The following is a 19,958-nucleotide window of genomic DNA, read 5'->3' as shown; positions in this document are numbered from 1 at the left end:
TCTCTTGCTGTCCTCCCTCGACCGCCCGGGCCGGGCGGTGCCGGCTCGACCGAGCCTGACGCAGCGACACAGGTAGCACTGCCTGTCATTCCTAGATAATTCCGATTTTCTTTCTGGACATGCAGAAATGGCATATCGGGAATTGCACGGCCTCCGCATCCCGGCCACACTGGCCGGGACCGACACAACGCGGAGCCGTCGCAATGGACACGCTGGACCAGCAGCCGCGCGCGGCGCGGACGGACACCCTGGCCCGCCGCGGGCTGAAGATGTCGCAGCTCCGGCTGATCGCCGCCGTGGCGGAGACCGGGCAGGTCGCGGCAGCGGCGCAGCGGGTGGGGCTGACGCAACCCGCCGCGTCGCGGCTGCTGGCGCAACTGGAAGACGTGACCGGCTCGCAGCTCTACAGCCGCCACCCCCGCGGCATCACGCTGACCGAGGCGGGCCGCAGCCTGGCACGGGACGCCGCCCGCGTGCTGAACGAGCTGGACCTGGCGCATGAGCGCGTGACCCAGGCCAGCCTGGGCACCAGCGGCCAGATCCGCGTGGGCTCGGTCACCGGGCCGTCGCTGCAACTGCTGCTGCCCGTCGTGCGCGACCTGCGCGTCGCCTATCCCGGCATCGAGCTGGGGATCGAGATCGACACCTCGGTCAAGCTGGCCGAGGCGCTGCTGTCGCGCGATCTCGACTTCTTCATCGGCCGCATCCCCGACGGGGCGGACAGCCGCCCGTTCCGGTTCGTGCCGCTGCAGGAGGAACCGATCAGCCTGATCGTCCGCCGCGGCCACCCGCTGACCCGCCGCAGCGACGCGGGGCTCGAGGACTGCCTGAACTATGACTGGGTCATGCAGCCGCCGGGCGGACTGTTGCGGCAGACGGCGGAGAGCTACCTGCTGGCCAACGGCCACGACCTGCCGCGGCGGGTGCTGGGCACGACCTCGACGCTGTTCACCCTGGCGCTGGTTCACGGGACCAACGCGATCGCGCCGCTGGCCAGCGCGGTCGCGGATTTCTACATCAACGACTCCGGGCTCGGCAGCCGGCTGGACCGCCTGCGGGTGCGCTCGGACATCGTGGTGAAGGCCTACGGACTGGTCAGCCGGTCCGAAGGCGGCATGAGCCCGGCGGCCGAGCGTGTCCTGGGCCTTCTGCGCGACCGGGCGCTGGCCCGGTCACGCTTGCGGGCCGAGGGATGACGGGGTCCCTTGCCGCGGCCCTGTGTCAGGCGGCCCGGCTGAGCGCGGCGGTAAAGGCGCGTAGGGTGTCCTCGGCCATGCCGAGCGTTTCGTCGCTGTCCAGCGTGCCGTCGGACAGCCGGGCATTGGCATGGGTGATGACCAGCTCCCGGCACGGGTGAACCGCGGCCAGCATCCCGCTCAGGACGTATTTCAGATGCGCCTGCGCCCGCACGCCGCCGAGCGCCCCGCCCGAGGTCGACACGATGGCGCAGGGCTTGCCGACGAAGACCGACGCATAGGCCGGGCGCGACGCCCAGTCGATGGCGTTCTTCAGAAGCCCGGGGATCGAGTAGTTGTATTCCGGGGTGACGAAGACCAGCCCGTCGGCCTGGTCGATGGCCGCGACGAAGGCGGCGACCGCGGCGTCGTCGGTGACATCGGCATTGTAATGCGGCAGCCGGCCGGGATCGGCCAGATCGCACGCGGCCACCTCCTCCAGCCGGCGCATCAGCGCCTCTGCGGTGGCGCGCGACGACGAGGCCGCGCGGAGGCTGCCGGGGATGAAGAGAAGCTTTGGCATCGTGTCGGGTCTCCTTGGTCTGGCGGGCGGGGCGTCGGCGACGACCGGCCGTGCCCACCTGATACAGGGGCGGATCGGGGCGCCATATACCCTCGATAGCGGACGGGCCAGATGACCGTTGGTGCGCGGATGCGGGAGTGCTGTCTTGCGACGGCGGCGCGGGGCCCGCGCCGGTCAGGACCCCGCCCCGGCCTCGGGAAGCCAGGTCGCGATCTGCGGGAACGCGATCAGCAGCAGCAGCACCAGGATCGCGGTGACGGCGAACGGGGCGACGCCGCGGAACACCGTGGCCAGGGTGATCGTCGTTCCGAGATTGGCCTCGGGGTCCGAGGCGATGCGGTGGACGATGAAGGTCAGGATGCCCAGCGGCGGCGTCAGCAGCCCGACCTCGGCCATCACCACCAGGAACACGCCGAACCACAGCGGGTCCACGCCGACGGCCTGCAGCGGCGTCAGCAGGACCGGGATCGTCAGCAGCATCATCGCCAGCGTGTCCATGAACATGCCGAGAAACAGGTAGACGAGGATCAGCATCAGCAGGATCTCGACGCGCCCCAGCCCCATGTCCAGGATGCCCTGGGCCAGCATGTTCGGCACCTGGCTGAGCGCCATCGCGCGGGTCAGAACCTCGACCCCGATGATCAGCAGGAAGACCGACGCGGTCCCGAGGAGCGTGCCCACGACGGACTCGCGGCACATGGTGCCGACGGCGCGCCAGCCGCGGCCGCCGCGCAGCTGGTGGAACGTGCCGAAGACCAGCGCGGTGAGCATGCCGAAGACGCCGGCCTCGGTGGCGGTGAAGATGCCGGCGAAGAGGCCGCCGATCACCACGACGATCACCAGCAGGATCGGCAGCACGCCCACCAGCGAGGTCCACCGCATGGCCCAGGTGACCGTGCTCATGTCGACGCGCGGCGCGAGCCCGGGGCGCAGGCTGGCATGGACCACGATCATCAGCGCGAAGGCGGCCGCCAGGATCAGCCCCGGCAGGACGCCGGCGAGCAGCTGGTGGCCGACCGGCACCGCCGCGGCGCCGGCATAGACGACGAGCAGAAGGCTCGGCGGGATGATCTGGCCCAGCGTGCCGGCGGCGGCGACGCTGCCGACCGCGAGGCGCGGGTGATAGCCCGATTTCAGCATCTCGGGGATCGACACGCGGCCCAGCGCATAGGTGATGCCGATGGTGCTGCCGCTCGACGCCGCCAGCGCGGCGCCGGCGAAATTCGTGGCCACGGCCAGCCCGCCCGGCAGCCAGCCGAGCCAGCGGCGCGCGCTTTCGAAGGCGGTTTCGGTCAGGCCCGACTTCCACAGGATCATCCCCATCAGGATGAACATCGGGATCACGCTGTAGGACCAGGATTCGGCGCCGTCGAAGACCGCCGATTCCATCGTCGAGGTCACCACCCGAAGGCCGCTGATGGCATAGAGGCCCAGGAGCGCGGCGCCCAGCATGGCGACCCCCACGGGAATGCCCATCAGCAGAAGCACGATGCTGAGCGCGATCACCAGCCCGCCGATCTGGCGGTTCGAGATGTCCAGCCAGAGCATCGCCGCGACCGCGCCGGCCGCCACGGCGAGCCCGATGGCGAACAGCACCAGCGGCACCTTGCTGCGGCCGTAGCGGGCCGGGGCCGCCGTGTCGCCGCCGGTCTCGTCGGGGGGCGTCATCCCAGATCCGCGTCCGTGTCGTAGGCGTGATAGCGCGGCAGGTGCCCGAGGAAGTAGCGGCACGTGCTGGCGGCGTATTGCAGCGCGAACAGGCCGATCCCGGCGACCGCGACGAACTTGAACGGCCAGATCGCGACCGGCGGGCGCGAGGAGGTGGTCTCGCGGTAGCCGGCGCTGTCGAGCGCGTCGACCAGCGTGTACCAGGTCAGCGCGATCAGCAGCGCCGTCGCCAGCACGCCGAAGGCGCCCTCGACGATCTGGCGCATCCGCAAGGGCAGCGCGTCGAGCAGGATCGTCACCTTGATATGCTCCTGCCGGCGTTCGGTATAGGCGAAGGCGAAGAGGGTCAGCGTCGGCATCCACCAGTTCGCCGTCATCTCCAGCGTCCCGGTGAACGGCGCGTTGAAGAAGCTGCGGCCGACGACGTCGACGAAGACCGACGCGGCCAGCAGGATCAGCGCGGCCGCCGCCCCGTAGGCGAAGAGCCCCGCCAGCCCGTCGATCAGACGGAGCGCGGCCGGCGCGCGCCGGGCGGGCGGATCGCTGCGGTCGGTCACGAACGGCGTTCCTTCTGTCGGGGCCGCAAGGGGGCGCGCGGCCGCCGCCCGGACCGCGCCGGGCGGCGGCGCGGCGTCACTTCAGGAGCGTCGGCAGAACCTCGTCCTTGTAGCGCTCGTAGAAGGCCGACAGGTCCACGTCGCGCAGCCCGGCGAAGGCGTCGACGATCGCTTCCGGCGTGCGCTCGGCCACCGGATAGCCCTGCTCTTCCAGAACGCCGGTCCAGTAGTCGATGCGCTCCTGGTACTCGTCGACCACCTGCTGCGGGTTCTCGACGCTGGGCGGCGCGCTCTCGGCCAGCTCGTCCAGCGCCGCCTCGCGCTGCGCCTTGGCCACCGGTTCCAGCTCGGACACGTCGTGGGTGCGGATCTCTTCGCCTTCGGCGATCAGGTCGCCCGCCTTCGCCTCGATCTCCAGATAGCCCTTCCAGATGTTGTAGGCGGCGCGGACGTTTTCCTTGATGATGAAGTTCTGCAGCTCCACCGGGAAGCTTTCCCAGGTGTCCTTGTTCATCACCCAGGTCGACGCCTGCAGCTGCGCGAAGGTCACCGGCACGTATTCCGGCGCCACGTCCTTCAGGATCAGCCCGTCGGCATACTGGTTGGGGTTGATCACCATGCAGTCGAACACGCCGCGCTGCAGCCCCTCGTAGGCCTCGTTCCAGGCGATGCTGACCGGCGTCATGCCCAGCGCCTCGACGGTGTCGGACCAGACGCCGCCAATGGCGCGGGCGCGCTTGCCCTCGGCCTCTTCCAGCGACGAGATCGGCGTGTTACACAGCAGGTTGTAGGCCGGGGTCGAGGTGCCCTGCATGACCACGAGGTTGTGGCGGGCATACTCTTCTTCCAGCGCGGGCAGGGTCAGGACGGTCTCCAGCGCGGTGGCGCCGCCGGCGGCCACGTCATGCACCGTCGAGCCGCTGAGCGCGCCGCCGAGGCCGAACAGCCAGGTGCCGACGGGCAGCTGCTGGGGATAGTAGCTGGGGATGATCAGACCGACATCCGCGACCCCGTCGCCCACGCCCTCCAGCGTGTTCAGCGCGTTCAGAAGCGACGAGGACCAGTAGTTCTCGAACGTGATCTTGCCGTCGGTGAACTCGGTGATCGCCTCTTCCCACTCGACCATCGCCTTGCCGAAATTGGCGGTCTGGTCGCCCGAGAAGTCGGCGAGTTGCAGCACCCGCGGCTCCAGGTTGTCCAGCCATTCCTGCGCCGAGACCGGCCCGGCCGCCATCGCGGTCGCCAGCACCAGCGCGGAGACGCCCTTCGTTATCCCCATTCGCATCGTTTTCTCCTCCCGATCGACACAACGGACGACTTGCGGTCTGCAGTGTCGCCCCGCAATCGACGGAAGGCTAACACCTCCTACCATGTGGGACAACTGCTCAGTGACGCCCGCGCCGGCGAAATGCGGTATCAGGCAATTCCTTCCCATCTCTTGCCCATCGCGCGATGGTTTTCGCATGTACCGACCGTCCGCAACGCCGATCTCGTCTCATAATACGGGACACATCGGGGGTGCAGCGCGCCGCCTATGTCCCGATCCTGTCCGGGTCGAGCTTCAGCTCGATCAGGAGCGGCCGCCGGCCCTCGGCGATCGCGGCCTCGACCGCCGCGAAGTCCGCCAGTTCGCGCACGGTCACGCCGCGCCCGCCCAGCGCCTCGGCCACCGGGGCGATGTCGGGCCAGGCGAACAGGCTGACCGCCGGGTCCATCTGCTTGTTGCGCAACTGCACGTGCTCGGCCCCGTAGCTGCCGTCGTTGGCGACCACGACCGTCAGGTCCAGCGCGTGCCGGACCGCCGTGTTGAACTCCGCCAGGCCGCCCAGCATGAAACCGCCGTCGCCGCAGATCAGCACCGCCGGCCGGTCGGGCGCGGCCTTGGCGGCCCCGACGGCATAGGCCATGCCCAGCCCGATGGCCCCGAACGAGGTCGTGTGGACATAGTGCTGCGGGTCGCCGGCCGTGACGTATTGCAGCGCATTGATCATGTGCCGGCCGCCATCCATCACGAAGGTCCGGGGCCGCGGCAGGAGCGCCTCCAGCCGCGACAGCGCCGCGACACAGTCCAGCCCCTCGGCCGGCGCCTCGGCCGCCGGAAAGTCGCCGAGCCCCCGGGGCGCAAGCTCTCCCCGGAAGCCCGACGGCGCGATCTCGGCCTCGTCCAGCCAGCGCAGCAGCGCCTCCACCGTCGGCGCCGCGTCGCCCAGCACCGCGACGTCGGGCCGGTGCCAGCACCCCAGGTCGGCCGCGCGCGGGCTGACCTGGACCACGCGCTTGCCCTCCACATACGCGCCGTCGGAGGTGGTGTAGCTCGACAGGCTCGCCCCGAAGGAGATCACGCAGTCGGCCTGCAGGATCGCCTCCACCGCGCCGGGCGCCGACAGGGTGCCGAAGATGCCGAGGTCCCAGTCCTCGCCGCGGAACAGCTCGCGCGCCTTCAGCGTCGTGGCCAGCGGCGCCTCCAGCCGGTCGGCCAGCCGCAGGAGCGCCGCGCGCGACTCCGCATCGCAGGCCCCCCGCCCGGCCAGCACCAGCGGGCGCTTCGCCGCCGCGAGGACTGCGACGGCCTCGTGCAGGTCGTCGCCCTCCTGCGGCACCACCGCGGGCGGCGTCGGCGCGATCCGGATCGCGCCCTGCGCCGCGGCGACGGTTTCGTGCTGCAGGTCGGTGGGCAGGTTCAGCGCATAGGGCCGCCGCTCGGCCGCCGCCGCCCGCATCGCGCGGATCAGATCGTCGCGCGCGGTCTCGGCCGAATGCACCTGCTCGAAGCCGGCGCCGGTGGACAGGACGGCCTCGCGCTGCGCGATGTTCTGCAGGTTCTGGCGGTCGGCAACGGCCGTGTCGCCGCAGATCAAGAGCGCCGGCAGGCCGGAGCGGACGCCATCGGCCAGGGCGGTCAACGTGTTGGTAACGGCGGGGCCGTGCGTGACCGTCGCCACGCCCACCCGGCCCGAGACCGAGGCATAGCCCAGCGCCGCCAGGACCGCGCCGTTCTCGTTCGCGGCCGCGACGTAGTCGCCGCCATGTGCGCGGATGAAGCAATCCACCAGATAGAGATTGGCATCCCCGACGAGCCCGAAGACGGGCCCCTGGTCCGCCGCGGCCAGGGCGCGCGCGAGTTCCTCGTATACTTTCGGCATGGTCGTTCCGCTCCTCCGTGCCCAGCTGCGCCACCGCCGGAGCGAACCTCCGGCGGCGGAGGCTATCCGCTCTGCGTGGCCGGACCCGGGCCGGCCCGGTCGCCCGTCGCGCGGGCGATCTCCTCGTCGATGATCGCCCGCCAGGTGCCGATCAGATCGTCGCTTACCTCGGGCGCATGGGCGGCGATCGAGACGGCGAAATCGGCCTGCCCGTGCGCCGTGCGCACCGCGACGCCGAGTCCGTAGGTCGAACTGTAAACCTGCCGCGCGCTTTCGGCATAGCCCCTCTCGCGCGTCGCTTGGACGGCGCGGCGGATGCGGTCCGCGCTCAGGTCGGCATACGCGTCGAGCTCGCCCTCGATCTCCGCCAGGATGCGCTCCACGGCGGCGTCGTCCAGTTCCGCCAGCAGCGCGGTCGCCCCGGCCCCGACACCCATGAACCGGCGCTGGCCCACCTCGACCGGGATCACCCGGATCACGGCGGTGCCGTCGGCCTTGTGGATGCAGACCGCCTCAATCCCGGAGCGGCGCATCAGGTAGGAGGTCGCCCCGGTCCGCGCCGCCACCCGGTCGACCGCCCGGCGCAGCGGCAGGAGGTCGAGCACCCGATCGGTGACCGCCAGGCCGAGCTCGTAGCTCAGCAGGCCGATCTCGTAGCGGCGGGTCTGCGGGTCGTAGTCGGCCAGCCCGGTCTCGGTCAGGCATTTCAGGATGCGGTGCGTCGTCGACCGCGGCAGGTCCATCGCCCGGGAAATCTCGCGCAGCGTCGGCGGCGCCGCCTCGGACACCCGCGCGATGCGCTGCAGGATGGCAGCGGCACGGCGGATGGCCTGGGTTCCGTCTTGCGCCATGGGGCTCGCCTCCGGTGCGTTGCGTTCTGACATCCCTAGACAGCGCCGCCCGGCCCGGCAAGTTCGGCGCGGGACGGGCGGGAGGACGGGCGCCGCGGTCATGCCGTCGTCCCCGTCCCGTGCATCGCGATCTCGCGCAGCTCGGCCTTCTTCACCTTGCCGACGGCGGTGACGGGCAGGCTGTCGACGATCTCCAGCCGCTCGGGAAACTTCTGCTTCGCCAGGCCGAGCGCCGTCAGGTGGGCGGTCATCGCGGCGAGGTCGAACGCCTGCCCCGCCCGCGGGACCACGAAGGCGACGACGAGTTCGCCGCGCTCGGTGTCGGGAATCCCGACGACGGCGGACTGGCGCACGGCTTCGTGCCGCGCCAGCGCGTTCTCGATCTCCAGCGGGCTGATGTTCTCGCCCTTGCGGATGATGATGTCCTTGATCCGGCCGGTGATCCGCAGGAACCGGCCCTCGATCAGCTGGCCCAGATCGCCCATGCGGACGAACCCGTCCGCGGTAAAGGCGCCCTCCTCGTCGGCCGGGTCGAGATAGCCCAGAAGCATCCGCGGCGCCCGCACCGCGATCTCTCCGGCCTCGCCCTCGGCGGCGGGCGTGCCGTCGGGGGCCAGCAGCCGCAGCTCCGCCGTGCATTCGCCGTCGGTGTCGGCCCGCCGCGCCGCCTCGTCCCGGGTCGCAATGCCGGGGCAGACCAGCGGCACCTCGGACGAGCCGTAGGCGCGCGAGACGACCGCGTTCTCGAACCGGTCCAGCCCGCGCAGCACCAGTTCCGGCGGCACGCTCGCCCCGCCGCAGATGAAGCGGCGGAGCGTCGGCAGCCGCGACCCCGCCCGTTCGGAGGCCGTCAGGAGGCCCGACAGGAACGGCGTGGCCCCGGCCATGAAGCTCGCGCCCTCCGCCTCGATCTCGCGCACCGCGCGGTCCGGATCCCATCGCTCGGCCAGCACGGCGCGGCAGCCGGTGATCCAGGGGAACTCGAACGCATAGATCGACCCGCCGATATGGCCGATGGGCGACGGCACGTAGAGCGTGTCCTGCGCGCCGATCTCCCAGAACGTCGCCACCTCGCGGATCATCGCGTCGAGGTTCGCGTGGCCGTGCAGCACGCCCTTCGGCTGCCCGGTGCTGCCGGAGGTGAAGAGCACGATCTTCGCGTCGTCGCTGTCCGGCAGCTGCGGCTCCGCCGGCGCCTCGCGCACCAGCGCGGCGAAATCCTGCGGGCCGCTGCCGCGGACCGTGAACACCTGCGCGGGCCGCCACGGCAGCCCGGCGACGAGCGAAGGATACGCCGTGTCCCCCAGCCGCTCGGGCACGAAGATCGCCGCGACCTCGCAGGCGGGCAGGATCGCGCCCAGCTCCGCCGCGCGGTAGATCGGCAAGAGCGGCACCAGCCGGAACCCGAACAGCGCCGCGGCCAGGTTGATCGCGCAGGCTTCCCACCAGTTGGGCAATTGCACCGCGACCGCCGCGCCGGGGCGCAGCCCGCGGGCCAGAAGCGCCCCGCCGAGCCGCAGCGCCATGTCCAGCATCTCGCCGCGGGTGACCGACCGCGCCGCCTCGCTGACGACCACGCGGTCGGGGTCGGCGGCCGCGCGCCGCAGCGCCAGCGTGCCCAGCCCCTCGCCCTGCGCCCGCCGCGTGCGCCCGGCCCGCCGCAACGCCGCCACCCTGTCGTCCAGCCGCGTCATCGGGACATCCTAGCCGCCCTTCTTCCGGGCGATCTCCTGCCGCATCGCGCGGACCGCGCGGGCATGGTCCTCGCTGCGCACCGACAGCGACTCGTAGGCGATCCCCGGATCCATCAGCGCATGCGCGATGCGCTTGAGCTCCAGGTTCACCACCGTCTTGGTCCAGCGGATCGCCTGCGTCGAACCGCCGAGCAGCTCGTCGCAGAACGCATCCACGCGCGCATCCAGCTCGGCGGCCGGAACGGCGTGGTTGATCAGCCCGATCTCCGCCGCCTCGGCCGCGGTCAGGAGCCGGCCGGTCATCAGGTATTCCTTGGCCCGCGCGAAGCCTATGAGCTGCGGCCAGATCACCGCGCCGCCATCGCCCGCCACCAGCCCGACCGTCACGTGCGGATCGCCGATCTTGGCGTGATCGGCGGCGAAGATCACGTCGCAGAGCAGCGCCAGCGTCGCGCCCAGCCCCACGGCCGCGCCGTTCAGCCGCGCGATCACCGGCTTTTCGATGTCGAGCAGCGTGAAGACGATCCGCTTGGCATCCTCGGCCTCGCGGTCGAACTCGGACGGGTCGGCCTGGAACTCCTCGATCCGCGCCAGGTCGCCCCCGGCCGAGAACGCCTTGCCCGCCCCGGTCAGCACGATCACGTCCGAGCCGTCGTCGCCCGCGGCGAAGCGCAGCGCGTCGACCAGTTCGGCATGCATCACCTTGCCGAAGGCGTTCATTGCCTCGGGCCGGTTCAGCGTGATGTCCAGCCGGCGCCCCCGGCGGGACAGCGTCAGCATCTCGAAGGCGGGCGGCTCGCTCATGCGGCTCTCCATTTCCGGCGCGCGACGAGCCCGAAATTGCCGCTCGGGCCGCCCAACGCGGATTTCAGCAGCCGCGCGCGATAGGTCCAGCGGTGCAACGGGTGTTCCAGGGTCAGGCCCATGGCGCCCATGAACTGGTGCAGGTCGTAGACCGCCGCCGTCGCGGCATTCTGGACATAGCCCAGCGCGACGGCGGAGTCGGCCGGATCCACGCCCTGCGCCGCGCGCAGCGTCATCCAGTAGGCCGCCTCGATCTTCGTGCCCGCGCCCGCGAGCCGGTGCTGAACCCCCTGGAAGCTGCCCAGCGGCTGGCCGAACTGGCGCCGCTCGCGCACATGCGCCAGCACGGCGTCCTGGCCGCCGCGCAGGGTGCCGCCCAGCTCGGCCGCCAGCGCGACGCGCCAGGCCTCGCGCACCGCGTTCGGGTCGGCGTCGAGCCTTTGCCAGTCGCCGATGGTCCGGGCGAACACCCCCATCGGATAGGCGAATAGGCTGTCCACCGGCCGTACGTCGCCCTCCGCCAGGACCGCCACGCGCACCGCGTCGCCCGAGAGCGACAGAACCGACGCCGCGACCGGCAGGAACCGGATCGGCGCCGCCGGGCTGTCGTCGATCACCGCGACCGGGCGCGGCAGGCCCTTGGGCAGGAACGGGCGCAGCAGGGCCGAGGCCGCGACCTCCAGCGTTACCGGCAGCCGCGCCAGCCGGTGCACCATCGCCGCCGCCGCCACGGGGCCGAGCGACTCTTCGGCCGCGCAATCGAAAAAGCCGTTCTCCTCCAGCGTCCGGTCGAGCCCTGCGGCCCACTGGAACCGCGACCAGTCGGCCGGAACCTCCCAGGCCGCGCCCGCGTCCTCGGCCATCTGGTCGAGGACCGAGAGGAACGTGGCCTGGTCTTCGTTCGGCTCGAACCGCATCAGGAGGCCACCTTCGGCAGATCGAGAAACCGGTGCGCGATCAGATTGAGCTGGATTTCCGCCGCGCCGGCCGCGATACCGGTCACGATGGCGCGCTCGTGATGCGACAAGTAGGCGGGCCGCGCCCCGCCCGAGAAGGCCTCGGGCAGGAAGTCGAGCCCGAAATCCATCACCGCGTTCTCGGCCGCCACCACCGCGACCCGCGCGACGCTGGCCTCGGCGCCCGGCGCCGCGCCGCGCGCCTTGCCGTCGACGACGCGGTAGGTCAGCATCCGCGCCGCCTCGCAATCCGCGGCCGCCGCGCCGGCGCGGCTTTGTATCACCGGGTCGTCGAAGCGCCCCTGCTGCCTGAGATCCTCCACCATCTGCTCCAGCACGCGGGCGGACAGCTCGTAGCGCGGGATGCCGACCCGCTCGTTCGCGAGCGCGAAGCGGATGATCGACCAGGCCTCGCCCTCCTCGCCCAGCCGCGCCGTCGCCGGCACGCGCATCCCGGTGAAGAACACCTCGTGGATGTCGCCGTGACCGATCAGGCTGGGAATCGCCCTGACCTCGATGCCCGGCGTGTCCATCGGGACGAGGAAGATCGCGATGCCCGCCTTGCCGCTCTCGGGCCCGCCGGTGCGCGCCAGCAAAAAGCAAGTCTCGGCCATCCCGGCATAGGAGGTCCAGATCTTGGTTCCGTCGATGACATAGTCGTCGCCGTCCCGCACCGCGCGCGTGCGCAACGCGGCCAGGTCGGAGCCGGCGTTCGGCTCCGAGAACCCCTGGCACCAGATCGCCCGGCCGGCCGCCATCGGCGGGATGTAGCGGCGTTTCTGCTCCTCGGTGCCGAAGCGCATCAGCGTCGGGCCGATCCAGTTGACGTTCATGTATTGCGCCCCGCGCGGCTCGCCGGCGGCCCACATCTCCTCGCCCAGGATGAAATGCTCCCAGGTCGGGCGGTCGGCGCCGCCCCAGTCCTCGGGCCAGTGCGGTACCAGAAGCCCGGCCTCGGCCAGCTTCGGGCAGAACTCCAGGCTGAAATCGGTCTGCGCCCTCGACCCCGGCCCGTGGCGCGCGATCTCCGGCCAGTCCGGCGGAAGCTCGCGGTGCAGGAAGTCCCGAACCCGTGCCCGATACGCGCGATCCTCCTCGGTCCAGTCGAAATGCAAGCGCGTCCTCCCCCCGCCTTATCCGATCGTTATCCCATTATTCGGGACGGCATTCCTGTCGGTGCAGTCCCCGAACCGTGCCGCGAGACCGTGCGCCTGTCAAGCTGAGCGGCGGCACATCGGAGTTGAACAATGCCGGTCAGGGCTTTACCCTTCCGGCCGGCGCTGCCGGACGGGTGGCGGCCAGCACGGTCCATATAATGGGATCGCGAACGGGAGGAAGGATTTGCGCATGTCGTCGACCACCGGCCAGCCCGGAGTCACATGCGGCGCGGGCGTCCGCGGGCGCCGCCGGGCCGCCCCGGCCGGAAGGCGCTGAGCCCGCAATGCGCCTGGACATCACCGAGGACGACGAATGCTTCCGCCGCGCCGCCCGCGACTGGCTGGCCGACAACGTGCCCGCGGCGCCTGCGCCCTACGACGGCCAGCCCGCCCGCGACTATGCGCTCGACTGGCTCGCGACCTGCCACGCGGGCGGCTGGTCCGGCCTCGGCTGGCCCCGCGAATACGGCGGCCAAGGCGCCCCGGGGGAAAAGCTGATCCTGTGGTACGAGGAATACGTCCGCGCCCGGGCGCCCTCGGTGCTCGACTGCACCTTCGTCGCGGTCAACCATGCCGGCCCCACGCTGATCGCGCTGGGCAGCGACGCGCAGAAGGCGTTTCACCTGCCCCGCATCCTGGAGGGCCGCTCCGTCTGGTGCCAGGGCTTCTCGGAACCCGGCGCCGGCTCGGACCTCGCGTCGCTCGCCGCGACCGGCCGCGTCGAGGGCGACGAGATCGTCGTCAACGGCCAGAAGATCTGGACCAGTTTCGCCGACATCGCCGACTACCAGGAACTGCTGATCCGCACCGATCCCGACCAGGACCGCCACCGCGGCCTGTCCTGGGTGATCTGCGACATGACGGCCCCCGGCATCACCGTACGTCCGATCCGCAACATGGCCGGCGTGACGCATTTCGCCGAAGTGTTCTACGACGACGTGCGCATTCCGCTGTCGAACGTCGTCGGCGGCCTCCACGACGGCTGGCGCACCGCGATGACGACCCTGGGGTTCGAGCGCCGGACCGCCGCGATGGGCGTGCAACTGGCCCTGTCGATCAAGGTCGAGGACCTGATCGCCCGGGCCGAGCCCGCCCCCGGCAGCGCCACGGCCGAGCGGCTGGCCGATCTGCGGGCCGAGGCCGCCGCGCTGCGCGCCATGACCTACCGCACCGTGTTCCGCGACTCCGCCACATCCTCCGACGGCTCGCTGATGCGCCTGGTCTTCGCCGAACTCGCCCAGCGCATCGCGCAGGCGTCGATGGACATCCTGGGGGCCGAGGCGCTGACCGACACGCCGCCGACCCACGACTACCTGGAGGCCTATTCGGAAACGATCGCCGGCGGCACCGCCGAGATCCAGCGCAACATCATCGCCGAGCGCATTCTCGGCCTGCCGCGGAGCTAGGGCCATGACCTGCGATCTGAACCGCACCGACGACCAGCGCCAGATCCTCGACGCCGCGACGGCGATGCTGGCGGCGCATTACCCGGTCGCCCGGCTTCGGGAGCCCCGCACCGACAGCATGGCGGCGCTTGCGGAGTTCGGCGGCTTCCTCCTGGCGGCGTCAGAAGAGGACGGCGGCGCGGGCTTCACGCTGGTCGAGGAGGCGCTGCTGCATGTCCGTCTCGGCCACCATCTCGTCTCGCCAAGGGCCGTCGCGGGGGCGCTGGCCTGCCGTCTGGCCGCGCGGCAGGCGGAACCGGCGCTCGCCGAGCGCATCGCCGCCGGCGCGGCCGAGGTCTGCCCCGCCCTCCCGCACGGCGACGGCCACCTGCTGATCGACGCCGAGGGCGCCGCGCTCGCGCTTGCGTTCGAGGGCCGGCGGCTGTCGCTCATCGAGCTCGGCGGCACGGCGCCCGAGCCGGTCGCGGGGCTCGGCCACGGCGGCATCGCCACCAGCCGGCTGGCCCCGGGCCGCGGCCGCAGGATCGCCGAGGGCGACGACAGGGCCTGTCTGACCGCCGACCTGCTGGTCTCCGCCCAGCTTCTGGGCATCGCCGAGGCCGCCCGCGACCTCGCCGTCGACTACGCGCAGACCCGGCGCCAGTTTGGCAAGCCGATCGGCGCGTTCCAGGCCATCAAGCACCATTGCGCGAATATGGGCCTGCAGGCCGAGATGCTGTCGGCCCAGCTCGACATGGCCGCCATAGCCGCCCGCGACGGCCGCGACGACGCCGCCTTCCAGGTCGCCGCCCTGCGCCGCCTGGCGCCGCGGGCCGCGCTGTTCAACACGCGCACCGCGATCCAGGTCCATGGCGGCATCGGTTTCTCGGCCGAGGCCGACATCCACCACTATCTGAAACAGGCCCATGTCCTGATACGGCTGGGCGAACCGGCGCCGCTGCTCGATCTGCCGGCCGCCCTCGCGCCCCGCACCAACCGGCCTAGGAGGACCCCATGCGCGTCGCCCTGATCACCGGAGCTTCCAGCGGGATCGGCCTGGCCACGGCCCGCACCTTCCTGAAGAACGGCTGCGCCGTGGTCGGCGTCGGCCGGGATCCGGAGAAACTCGACCGGATGCGGGCGGAGTGTTCCGACCTCGACGCGCCGCTGGAGACGCTCGCGGTCGACGTGACGGCCGACGACGCCCCGGAGCGGGCGGTGGCCGCGGCCACCGCGGCCTTCGGGCGGCTCGACCACCTTGTCAACAACGCCGGCATGGGCGGGCCGAAGCCCGTCCACGACACCGACGACGCGACGCTCGACCGGTTCCTCGGGCTGATGCTGCGCGCCCCGTTCCGCATGTGCCGCGCGGCGCTTAGCGCCTTCGGCGACGAGGCCACCATCGTCAACGTCTCCTCCACTTTCGCCATCCTCGGCGGGCTGCGCGGCGGCGCCTATGCCGCGGCCAAGGCGGGGCTCGACGGGCTGACCCGGCACATGGCCTGCCAGTACGGATCCGCCGGCATCCGCAGCAACTCGGTCGCGCCCGGGGTGGTGCCGACCCCGATGACGGAGGACCGGCTGCAGGTCGAGGGCTTCCGCCGGATGAACCTGGACATGACGCCCTCGCCCCGCATGGGCCGTCCCGAGGACGTGGCCGAGGCGATCTGGTTTCTCTCCTCGCCCGCCTCGGGCTGGATCAACGGGCAGACGCTGGCCGTGGACGGCGGCTGGAGCACGACGAAGTTCCTGACCGAAGAGGCGCTCGACGCCGAGCGGACCGTCAGACCCGCCGGCTGGACGCATTCGGGCCGGCCGCCGAAACCCGACCCGGACGCCTGACGGCGCGGCGGACGCGGCCGGCCCGTGGCCCGAGGCGCTCGATGCCGATCGCGGCAAAGCCGTCATCGCTTTGTCCGGGCAATCTTGTAAATCCGTGAACCAGGCTGCTATACGCGAGCTACGCCCGGTCCGGGCGTGCTTGGCGCCGTGCCATCCCCTCTGACCTGCAGTGCGGACCTGCAGCGGCTGGCTTCGAAACGCGCAGTTATCCACACACCGGCGCGACGCCGGACCCAGCAGGAGGCCGCGGCGCAGCGCCGGCGGTACAAGCGAGATGACACGGCCAGATCACGCCTCCGCGCCCGAAACTGCGCCCGACGCCGCGCCCGACAATGCGCCCGACGACCGCATGTTTCGCCGGACCGCCGCCGTCGACACCCAGAAGGGCCTGGGCGCGATCGCGCGCATCACCCGGATGTGCTTTCGCTATCCCCGGCGGGCCGGGATCGCCTTTGCCGCCACCGTGGCGGCGGTGGTGATGCAGCTGGCGATCCCCGTCATCCTGGGCGACGCGGTCGACCGGACCCAGGCAATGGCCGGCGCGGACCCGGATGTCGGGGCGCTGGTCGTCATCGCGCTGACGCTCCTGGGCGCGAGCGTGCTGCGCGGGCTGTTCACGCTGGCGCAGAACTACGCCGCGGAATCGGTGGGCCACGCGCTGGCGCAGGATCTGCGCAACGCGATCTACGACAAGGTGCAAAGGCTGCCCTTCTCGTTCCACGACCGCACCCATTCGGGCGACCTGATCACGGTGGGCATGCTCGACCTGGAGGGGGTGCGGATGTATTTCTCTACCGCGCTGGTGCGCACGCTGCTCCTGACCCTGCTGATCGGCATCGGTGCGTGGCTTTTGCTGTCCACCGACGTGGTGCTGGGGCTGCTGGCGCTGTCCTTCGTGCCCTTCGCGGCCTGGCGCAGCTCGGTCATGCAGCTGACCCTGCGGCGCACCTGGCTGATCCTGCAGGAGAAGCTGGGCGTGCTGAGCCAGAAGATGGAGGAGAACCTGGCCGGCATCCGCGTGGTCCGCGCCTTCGCCGCGCAGGATCACGAGATGGCGAAGTTCGACCGCTCGTCGAAGGACGCGCTGGAGCTCAGCCACCGCCGCATCGACGTGCGGGTGCGCAACACCTCGGCCATGACCTTTGCCTTCTTCGCCGCGATGGGGCTGGTGTTGCTGTTCGGCGGCCGGCAGGTGGCGTCGGGCGAGATCACGGTGGGCACGCTGGCGACCTTCCTGACCTTCATGACGATCCTGCAGATGCCGGTCCGCCAGCTCGGCCTGATGGTCAATGCCTATGCCCGCGCCTCCACCTGCGGGGCGCGGCTGTTCCAGCTCTTGGACATGCCGGTCGAGATCGACGACGCGCCGGGCGCGCAGGACCTGAAGATCACCGACGGCACGCTGCGGCTGGACAATGTGGGTTTCGCCTATCACGGCGCCGGCGAACAGCGCGCGATATCCGGCATCTCCTTCGAGGCGACGCGCGGCGAGACCATCGGCATCATCGGCCCGCCCGGGGCCGGCAAGACCACGCTGATGCACCTGATCCCGCGCTTCTACGACGCGACCGAGGGCGCGATCACCATCGACGGGCAGGATATCCGCGACGTGACGCTGTCCTCGGTGCGCCAGGCGGTGGCGATCGTGCAGCAGGACAGCTTCCTGTTCACCACCACCATCGAGAACAACATCGCCTATGCCGCCCCGTTCAGCGAGGATCGCCGGATCCGCGGCAGCGCGGACTCGGCGCAGCTGCACGACTACGTGCTCGGCCTGCCGCACCAGTACCGCACCGTCGTGGGCGAACGCGGCGTGTCGCTGTCGGGCGGCCAGCGCCAGCGGCTGTCCATCGCGCGGACGCTGATGATGGAGCCCGCGGTGCTGATCTTCGACGATTCCACGGCCGCGATCGACGCCGGCACCGAAACCCGCATCCGCGCCGCGTTGAAGGACTATGCCAGGGACCGCGTCACGCTGATCGTGGCGCACCGGCTGGCCAGCCTGATGCACGCCGACCGCATCCTGTTTCTGGAGAACGGCCGGATCGTCGAGCGGGGCACGCATGAGGAACTCCTGGCACTGGGCGGCCGCTACAAGGCGCTCTACGACCTGCAGATGCATCCCGAGGCCGATGTGCTGGACCAGACGGAGGACGCCCGATGAGCCCGACCCGCACAGGCGAACCGCGCGATCCGCACGATGACGGGCGGGCCCGGATGCGGGCCGTCGTCGGCTCGGACCGGATCGAGGAGGAGATCTTCGGCCGGGTCTTCGACGGGAAGGTCGTGCGCCGCATCTGGGCCTTCGTGCATCCCTACCGCCGCCGCGTGTGGATCGCCGTCGCGGCGGTGCTGGTCTTTACCGTCTCGCAGCTGACGATCCCGCTTCTGATCCGCTACGCCATCGACCACGGCATGGCGCCCGACGCGCCGCCGGGCCTGCTCGCCGGGATCGTCGCGCTGTTCGGGGTGGCGATCGCGGTCAACTACGCGGCCTCGCTGACGCAGGAGCGGGTGACCGGCTGGATGGCCGAGAACGTGCTGTTCGACATCCGCCGCAAGATGTTCGCTCACCTCCAGCACGTGTCGCTGTCCTTCATGGACAAGACCGAGGTGGGCCGCCTGATGTCGCGCCTGCAGGGCGACGTGAACTCGATGCAGGAATTCCTGGAGACCTCGGTGCAGTCGGTCGGCGACATCGCGCTGCTGGTCGGGATCGTCGGCGTGATGCTGTGGCTCGACTGGCAGCTCGCGGCAATGGTGCTGATGGTGCTGCCGGTGCTGCTGGGCGTGCGGGTGCTGTGGCTGGCCAAGGCGCGGGCGGCCTTCATGGCGGCGCACGAGGCGAATTCGGTCGCCAACGGCGCCCTGGCCGAGGCGATCCACGGCGTGCGCGCGGTGCAGGCGATGGGCCGGGCGCATCTGAACGCCGAGCTCTACGGCCAGCTGGTGGGGCGTACCTATCAGGCGCATCTCAGGGCCTCGCGGCTGGCGCAGATCATGATCCCCATCGTCGACACGCTGACCGGCATCGCCATGGCGGTGGTCGTCGTCGGCGGCGGCCTGATGGTCGTGTCGGGCCGGATCGAGGTGGGCGTGATGGTCGCCTTCCTGTTCTACATCCAGCGCTTCTTCGATCCGATCCGCTCGCTGACGATGCAATACTCGGTGATGCAGCGCGCGATGGCCTCGGGCCACCGGCTGACCGAGGTGCTCGACGTCGAGGTCGACGTGACCGACGCCCCGGACGCGGTGCCGCTGGGGCCCGAGGACGACGGCTCGGTGGAGTTCCGGGGCGTGACCTTCGGTTACGATCCGGAGCATCCGGTGCTGAAGGACGTGAGCTTCCACGTGAAGTCCGGCGAGCGGGTCGCGCTGGTCGGCCCCACCGGCTCGGGCAAGTCCAGCTCGATCTCGCTGATCCACCGGTTCTACGACGTCCAGGCGGGCGCGGTGCGGGTCGGCGGCCACGACGTGCGCGACGTCACCCAGGAAAGCCTGGGCCGCCATATCGCGATGGTGCTGCAGGAGCCGTACCTGTTCACCGGGACCGTGATGGAGAACATCCGCTATTCCTCGCACTGGGCCTCGGACGACGACGTGGTCGAGGCCGCGAAGGCCGTCGGCGCGCACGAGTTCGTCCAGGCGATGCCGCTGGGCTACGAGACCATGCTGGAAGAGCGCGGCAGCAATCTCAGCCTCGGCCAGCGCCAGCTTCTCAGCTTTGCACGGGCGCTGGTGGCGGATGCGAAGATCCTGGTGCTGGACGAGGCGACGGCGAATATCGACAGCTATACCGAGATGCAGATCCAGAAGGCGCTGCAACGGCTTCTGGAAGGCCGCACCGGGCTGGTGATCGCCCACCGGCTGGCGACCATCCGCAACGCCGACCGGATCGTCGTGCTGCAGCAGGGCCACAAGATCGAAGAGGGCGACCACGAGACGCTGATGGCGCAGAAGGGGCTCTACGCGAAGCTCTACGACCTGAACTACGCCAGCTTCGACGACCTGCCGGAGGATCTGAGCGAGGCCGACCGCGCCATCGCGACATAGGGCGCGGGGCGGGTCGCATCGCCGAGCCCGCGTTCCCTCCGGTGCCGGCCCCGCTCGTCGCCGACCGCACCCCGTGCCACGCGCCCACTC

16 protein-coding genes are annotated in these 19,958 nt (G+C 71.0%); 6 read left to right on the top strand and 10 right to left on the bottom strand.

Features of this window, described 5'->3' with window-relative positions:
- Positions 1 to 203 precede the first annotated feature (203 nt).
- Positions 204 to 1,196: a LysR family transcriptional regulator gene (locus P1J78_RS02610; protein ID WP_275565758.1), complete on the top strand. Its 993-nt coding sequence runs from the start codon at positions 204 to 206 to the stop codon at positions 1,194 to 1,196.
- A gap of 25 nt (positions 1,197 to 1,221) precedes the next feature.
- Here the strand turns inward: P1J78_RS02610 and P1J78_RS02605 are convergent, their stop codons facing one another.
- The 10 genes from P1J78_RS02605 to P1J78_RS02560 form a co-directional block, all read right to left on the bottom strand.
- Positions 1,222 to 1,758, bottom strand: a complete 537-nt coding sequence (locus tag P1J78_RS02605; RefSeq protein WP_275565757.1) for an NADPH-dependent FMN reductase — start codon at positions 1,756 to 1,758, stop codon at positions 1,222 to 1,224.
- A 174-nt stretch (positions 1,759 to 1,932) separates the two neighbouring features.
- Complete coding sequence (locus P1J78_RS02600; protein WP_275565756.1) at positions 1,933 to 3,426, bottom strand: TRAP transporter large permease; 1,494 nt, start codon at positions 3,424 to 3,426, stop codon at positions 1,933 to 1,935.
- Complete coding sequence (locus P1J78_RS02595) at positions 3,423 to 3,983, bottom strand: TRAP transporter small permease subunit (protein ID WP_275565755.1); 561 nt, start codon at positions 3,981 to 3,983, stop codon at positions 3,423 to 3,425. Before P1J78_RS02595 ends, P1J78_RS02600 begins: the two co-directional genes overlap by 4 nt.
- Before the next feature lie 76 nt (positions 3,984 to 4,059).
- The gene (locus P1J78_RS02590) at positions 4,060 to 5,268 is read right to left on the bottom strand and encodes a C4-dicarboxylate TRAP transporter substrate-binding protein (RefSeq protein ID WP_275565754.1); all 1,209 of its coding nucleotides are present in this window, start codon (positions 5,266 to 5,268) and stop codon (positions 4,060 to 4,062) included.
- A 247-nt stretch (positions 5,269 to 5,515) separates the two neighbouring features.
- Positions 5,516 to 7,126, bottom strand: coding sequence for a thiamine pyrophosphate-binding protein (locus P1J78_RS02585; protein WP_275565753.1), 1,611 nt, complete (start codon positions 7,124 to 7,126; stop codon positions 5,516 to 5,518).
- Positions 7,127 to 7,188: 62 nt separating this feature from the next.
- Entirely contained in the window at positions 7,189 to 7,977 is a 789-nt protein-coding gene (locus P1J78_RS02580; protein ID WP_275565752.1) for an IclR family transcriptional regulator, read from the bottom strand.
- A 98-nt stretch (positions 7,978 to 8,075) separates the two neighbouring features.
- Entirely contained in the window at positions 8,076 to 9,671 is a 1,596-nt protein-coding gene (locus P1J78_RS02575) for an AMP-binding protein (protein ID WP_275565751.1), read from the bottom strand.
- Positions 9,672 to 9,680: 9 nt separating this feature from the next.
- Positions 9,681 to 10,475: an enoyl-CoA hydratase/isomerase family protein gene (locus P1J78_RS02570; RefSeq protein WP_275565750.1), complete on the bottom strand. Its 795-nt coding sequence runs from the start codon at positions 10,473 to 10,475 to the stop codon at positions 9,681 to 9,683.
- The gene (locus P1J78_RS02565; RefSeq protein ID WP_275565749.1) at positions 10,472 to 11,392 is read right to left on the bottom strand and encodes an acyl-CoA dehydrogenase family protein; all 921 of its coding nucleotides are present in this window, start codon (positions 11,390 to 11,392) and stop codon (positions 10,472 to 10,474) included. The genes P1J78_RS02570 and P1J78_RS02565 overlap by 4 nt, the downstream gene beginning before the upstream one ends.
- Positions 11,392 to 12,546, bottom strand: a complete 1,155-nt coding sequence (locus P1J78_RS02560; RefSeq protein ID WP_275565748.1) for an acyl-CoA dehydrogenase family protein — start codon at positions 12,544 to 12,546, stop codon at positions 11,392 to 11,394. Before P1J78_RS02560 ends, P1J78_RS02565 begins: the two co-directional genes overlap by 1 nt.
- A gap of 326 nt (positions 12,547 to 12,872) precedes the next feature.
- On the opposite strand from P1J78_RS02560, the gene P1J78_RS02555 reads away from it, so the two are divergent.
- The 5 genes from P1J78_RS02555 to P1J78_RS02535 all read left to right on the top strand — a co-directional run bounded on the left by P1J78_RS02555 (position 12,873) and on the right by P1J78_RS02535 (position 19,868).
- Positions 12,873 to 13,994, top strand: a complete 1,122-nt coding sequence (locus P1J78_RS02555; protein WP_275565747.1) for an acyl-CoA dehydrogenase family protein — start codon at positions 12,873 to 12,875, stop codon at positions 13,992 to 13,994.
- 4 nt (positions 13,995 to 13,998) lie between these two features.
- Positions 13,999 to 15,003, top strand: a complete 1,005-nt coding sequence (locus P1J78_RS02550; RefSeq protein WP_275565746.1) for an acyl-CoA dehydrogenase family protein — start codon at positions 13,999 to 14,001, stop codon at positions 15,001 to 15,003.
- On the top strand, positions 14,988 to 15,815 hold the full coding sequence (locus tag P1J78_RS02545) for an SDR family NAD(P)-dependent oxidoreductase (protein WP_275565745.1): 828 nt from the start codon (positions 14,988 to 14,990) through the stop codon (positions 15,813 to 15,815). Before P1J78_RS02550 ends, P1J78_RS02545 begins: the two co-directional genes overlap by 16 nt.
- A 274-nt stretch (positions 15,816 to 16,089) precedes the next feature.
- Complete coding sequence (locus P1J78_RS02540) at positions 16,090 to 17,979, top strand: ABC transporter ATP-binding protein (RefSeq protein WP_275565744.1); 1,890 nt, start codon at positions 16,090 to 16,092, stop codon at positions 17,977 to 17,979.
- Positions 17,976 to 19,868, top strand: a complete 1,893-nt coding sequence (locus tag P1J78_RS02535; protein WP_275565743.1) for an ABC transporter ATP-binding protein — start codon at positions 17,976 to 17,978, stop codon at positions 19,866 to 19,868. Before P1J78_RS02540 ends, P1J78_RS02535 begins: the two co-directional genes overlap by 4 nt.
- Positions 19,869 to 19,958: the final 90 nt, after the last annotated feature.

This window comes from Psychromarinibacter sediminicola (genome assembly GCF_029168335.1).
In the GTDB taxonomy this organism is placed as follows: domain Bacteria; phylum Pseudomonadota; class Alphaproteobacteria; order Rhodobacterales; family Rhodobacteraceae; genus Psychromarinibacter; species Psychromarinibacter sediminicola.
The sequence above is the reverse complement of the archived record's forward strand: the minus strand, read 5'-3'. Positions and strand labels throughout refer to the sequence as shown.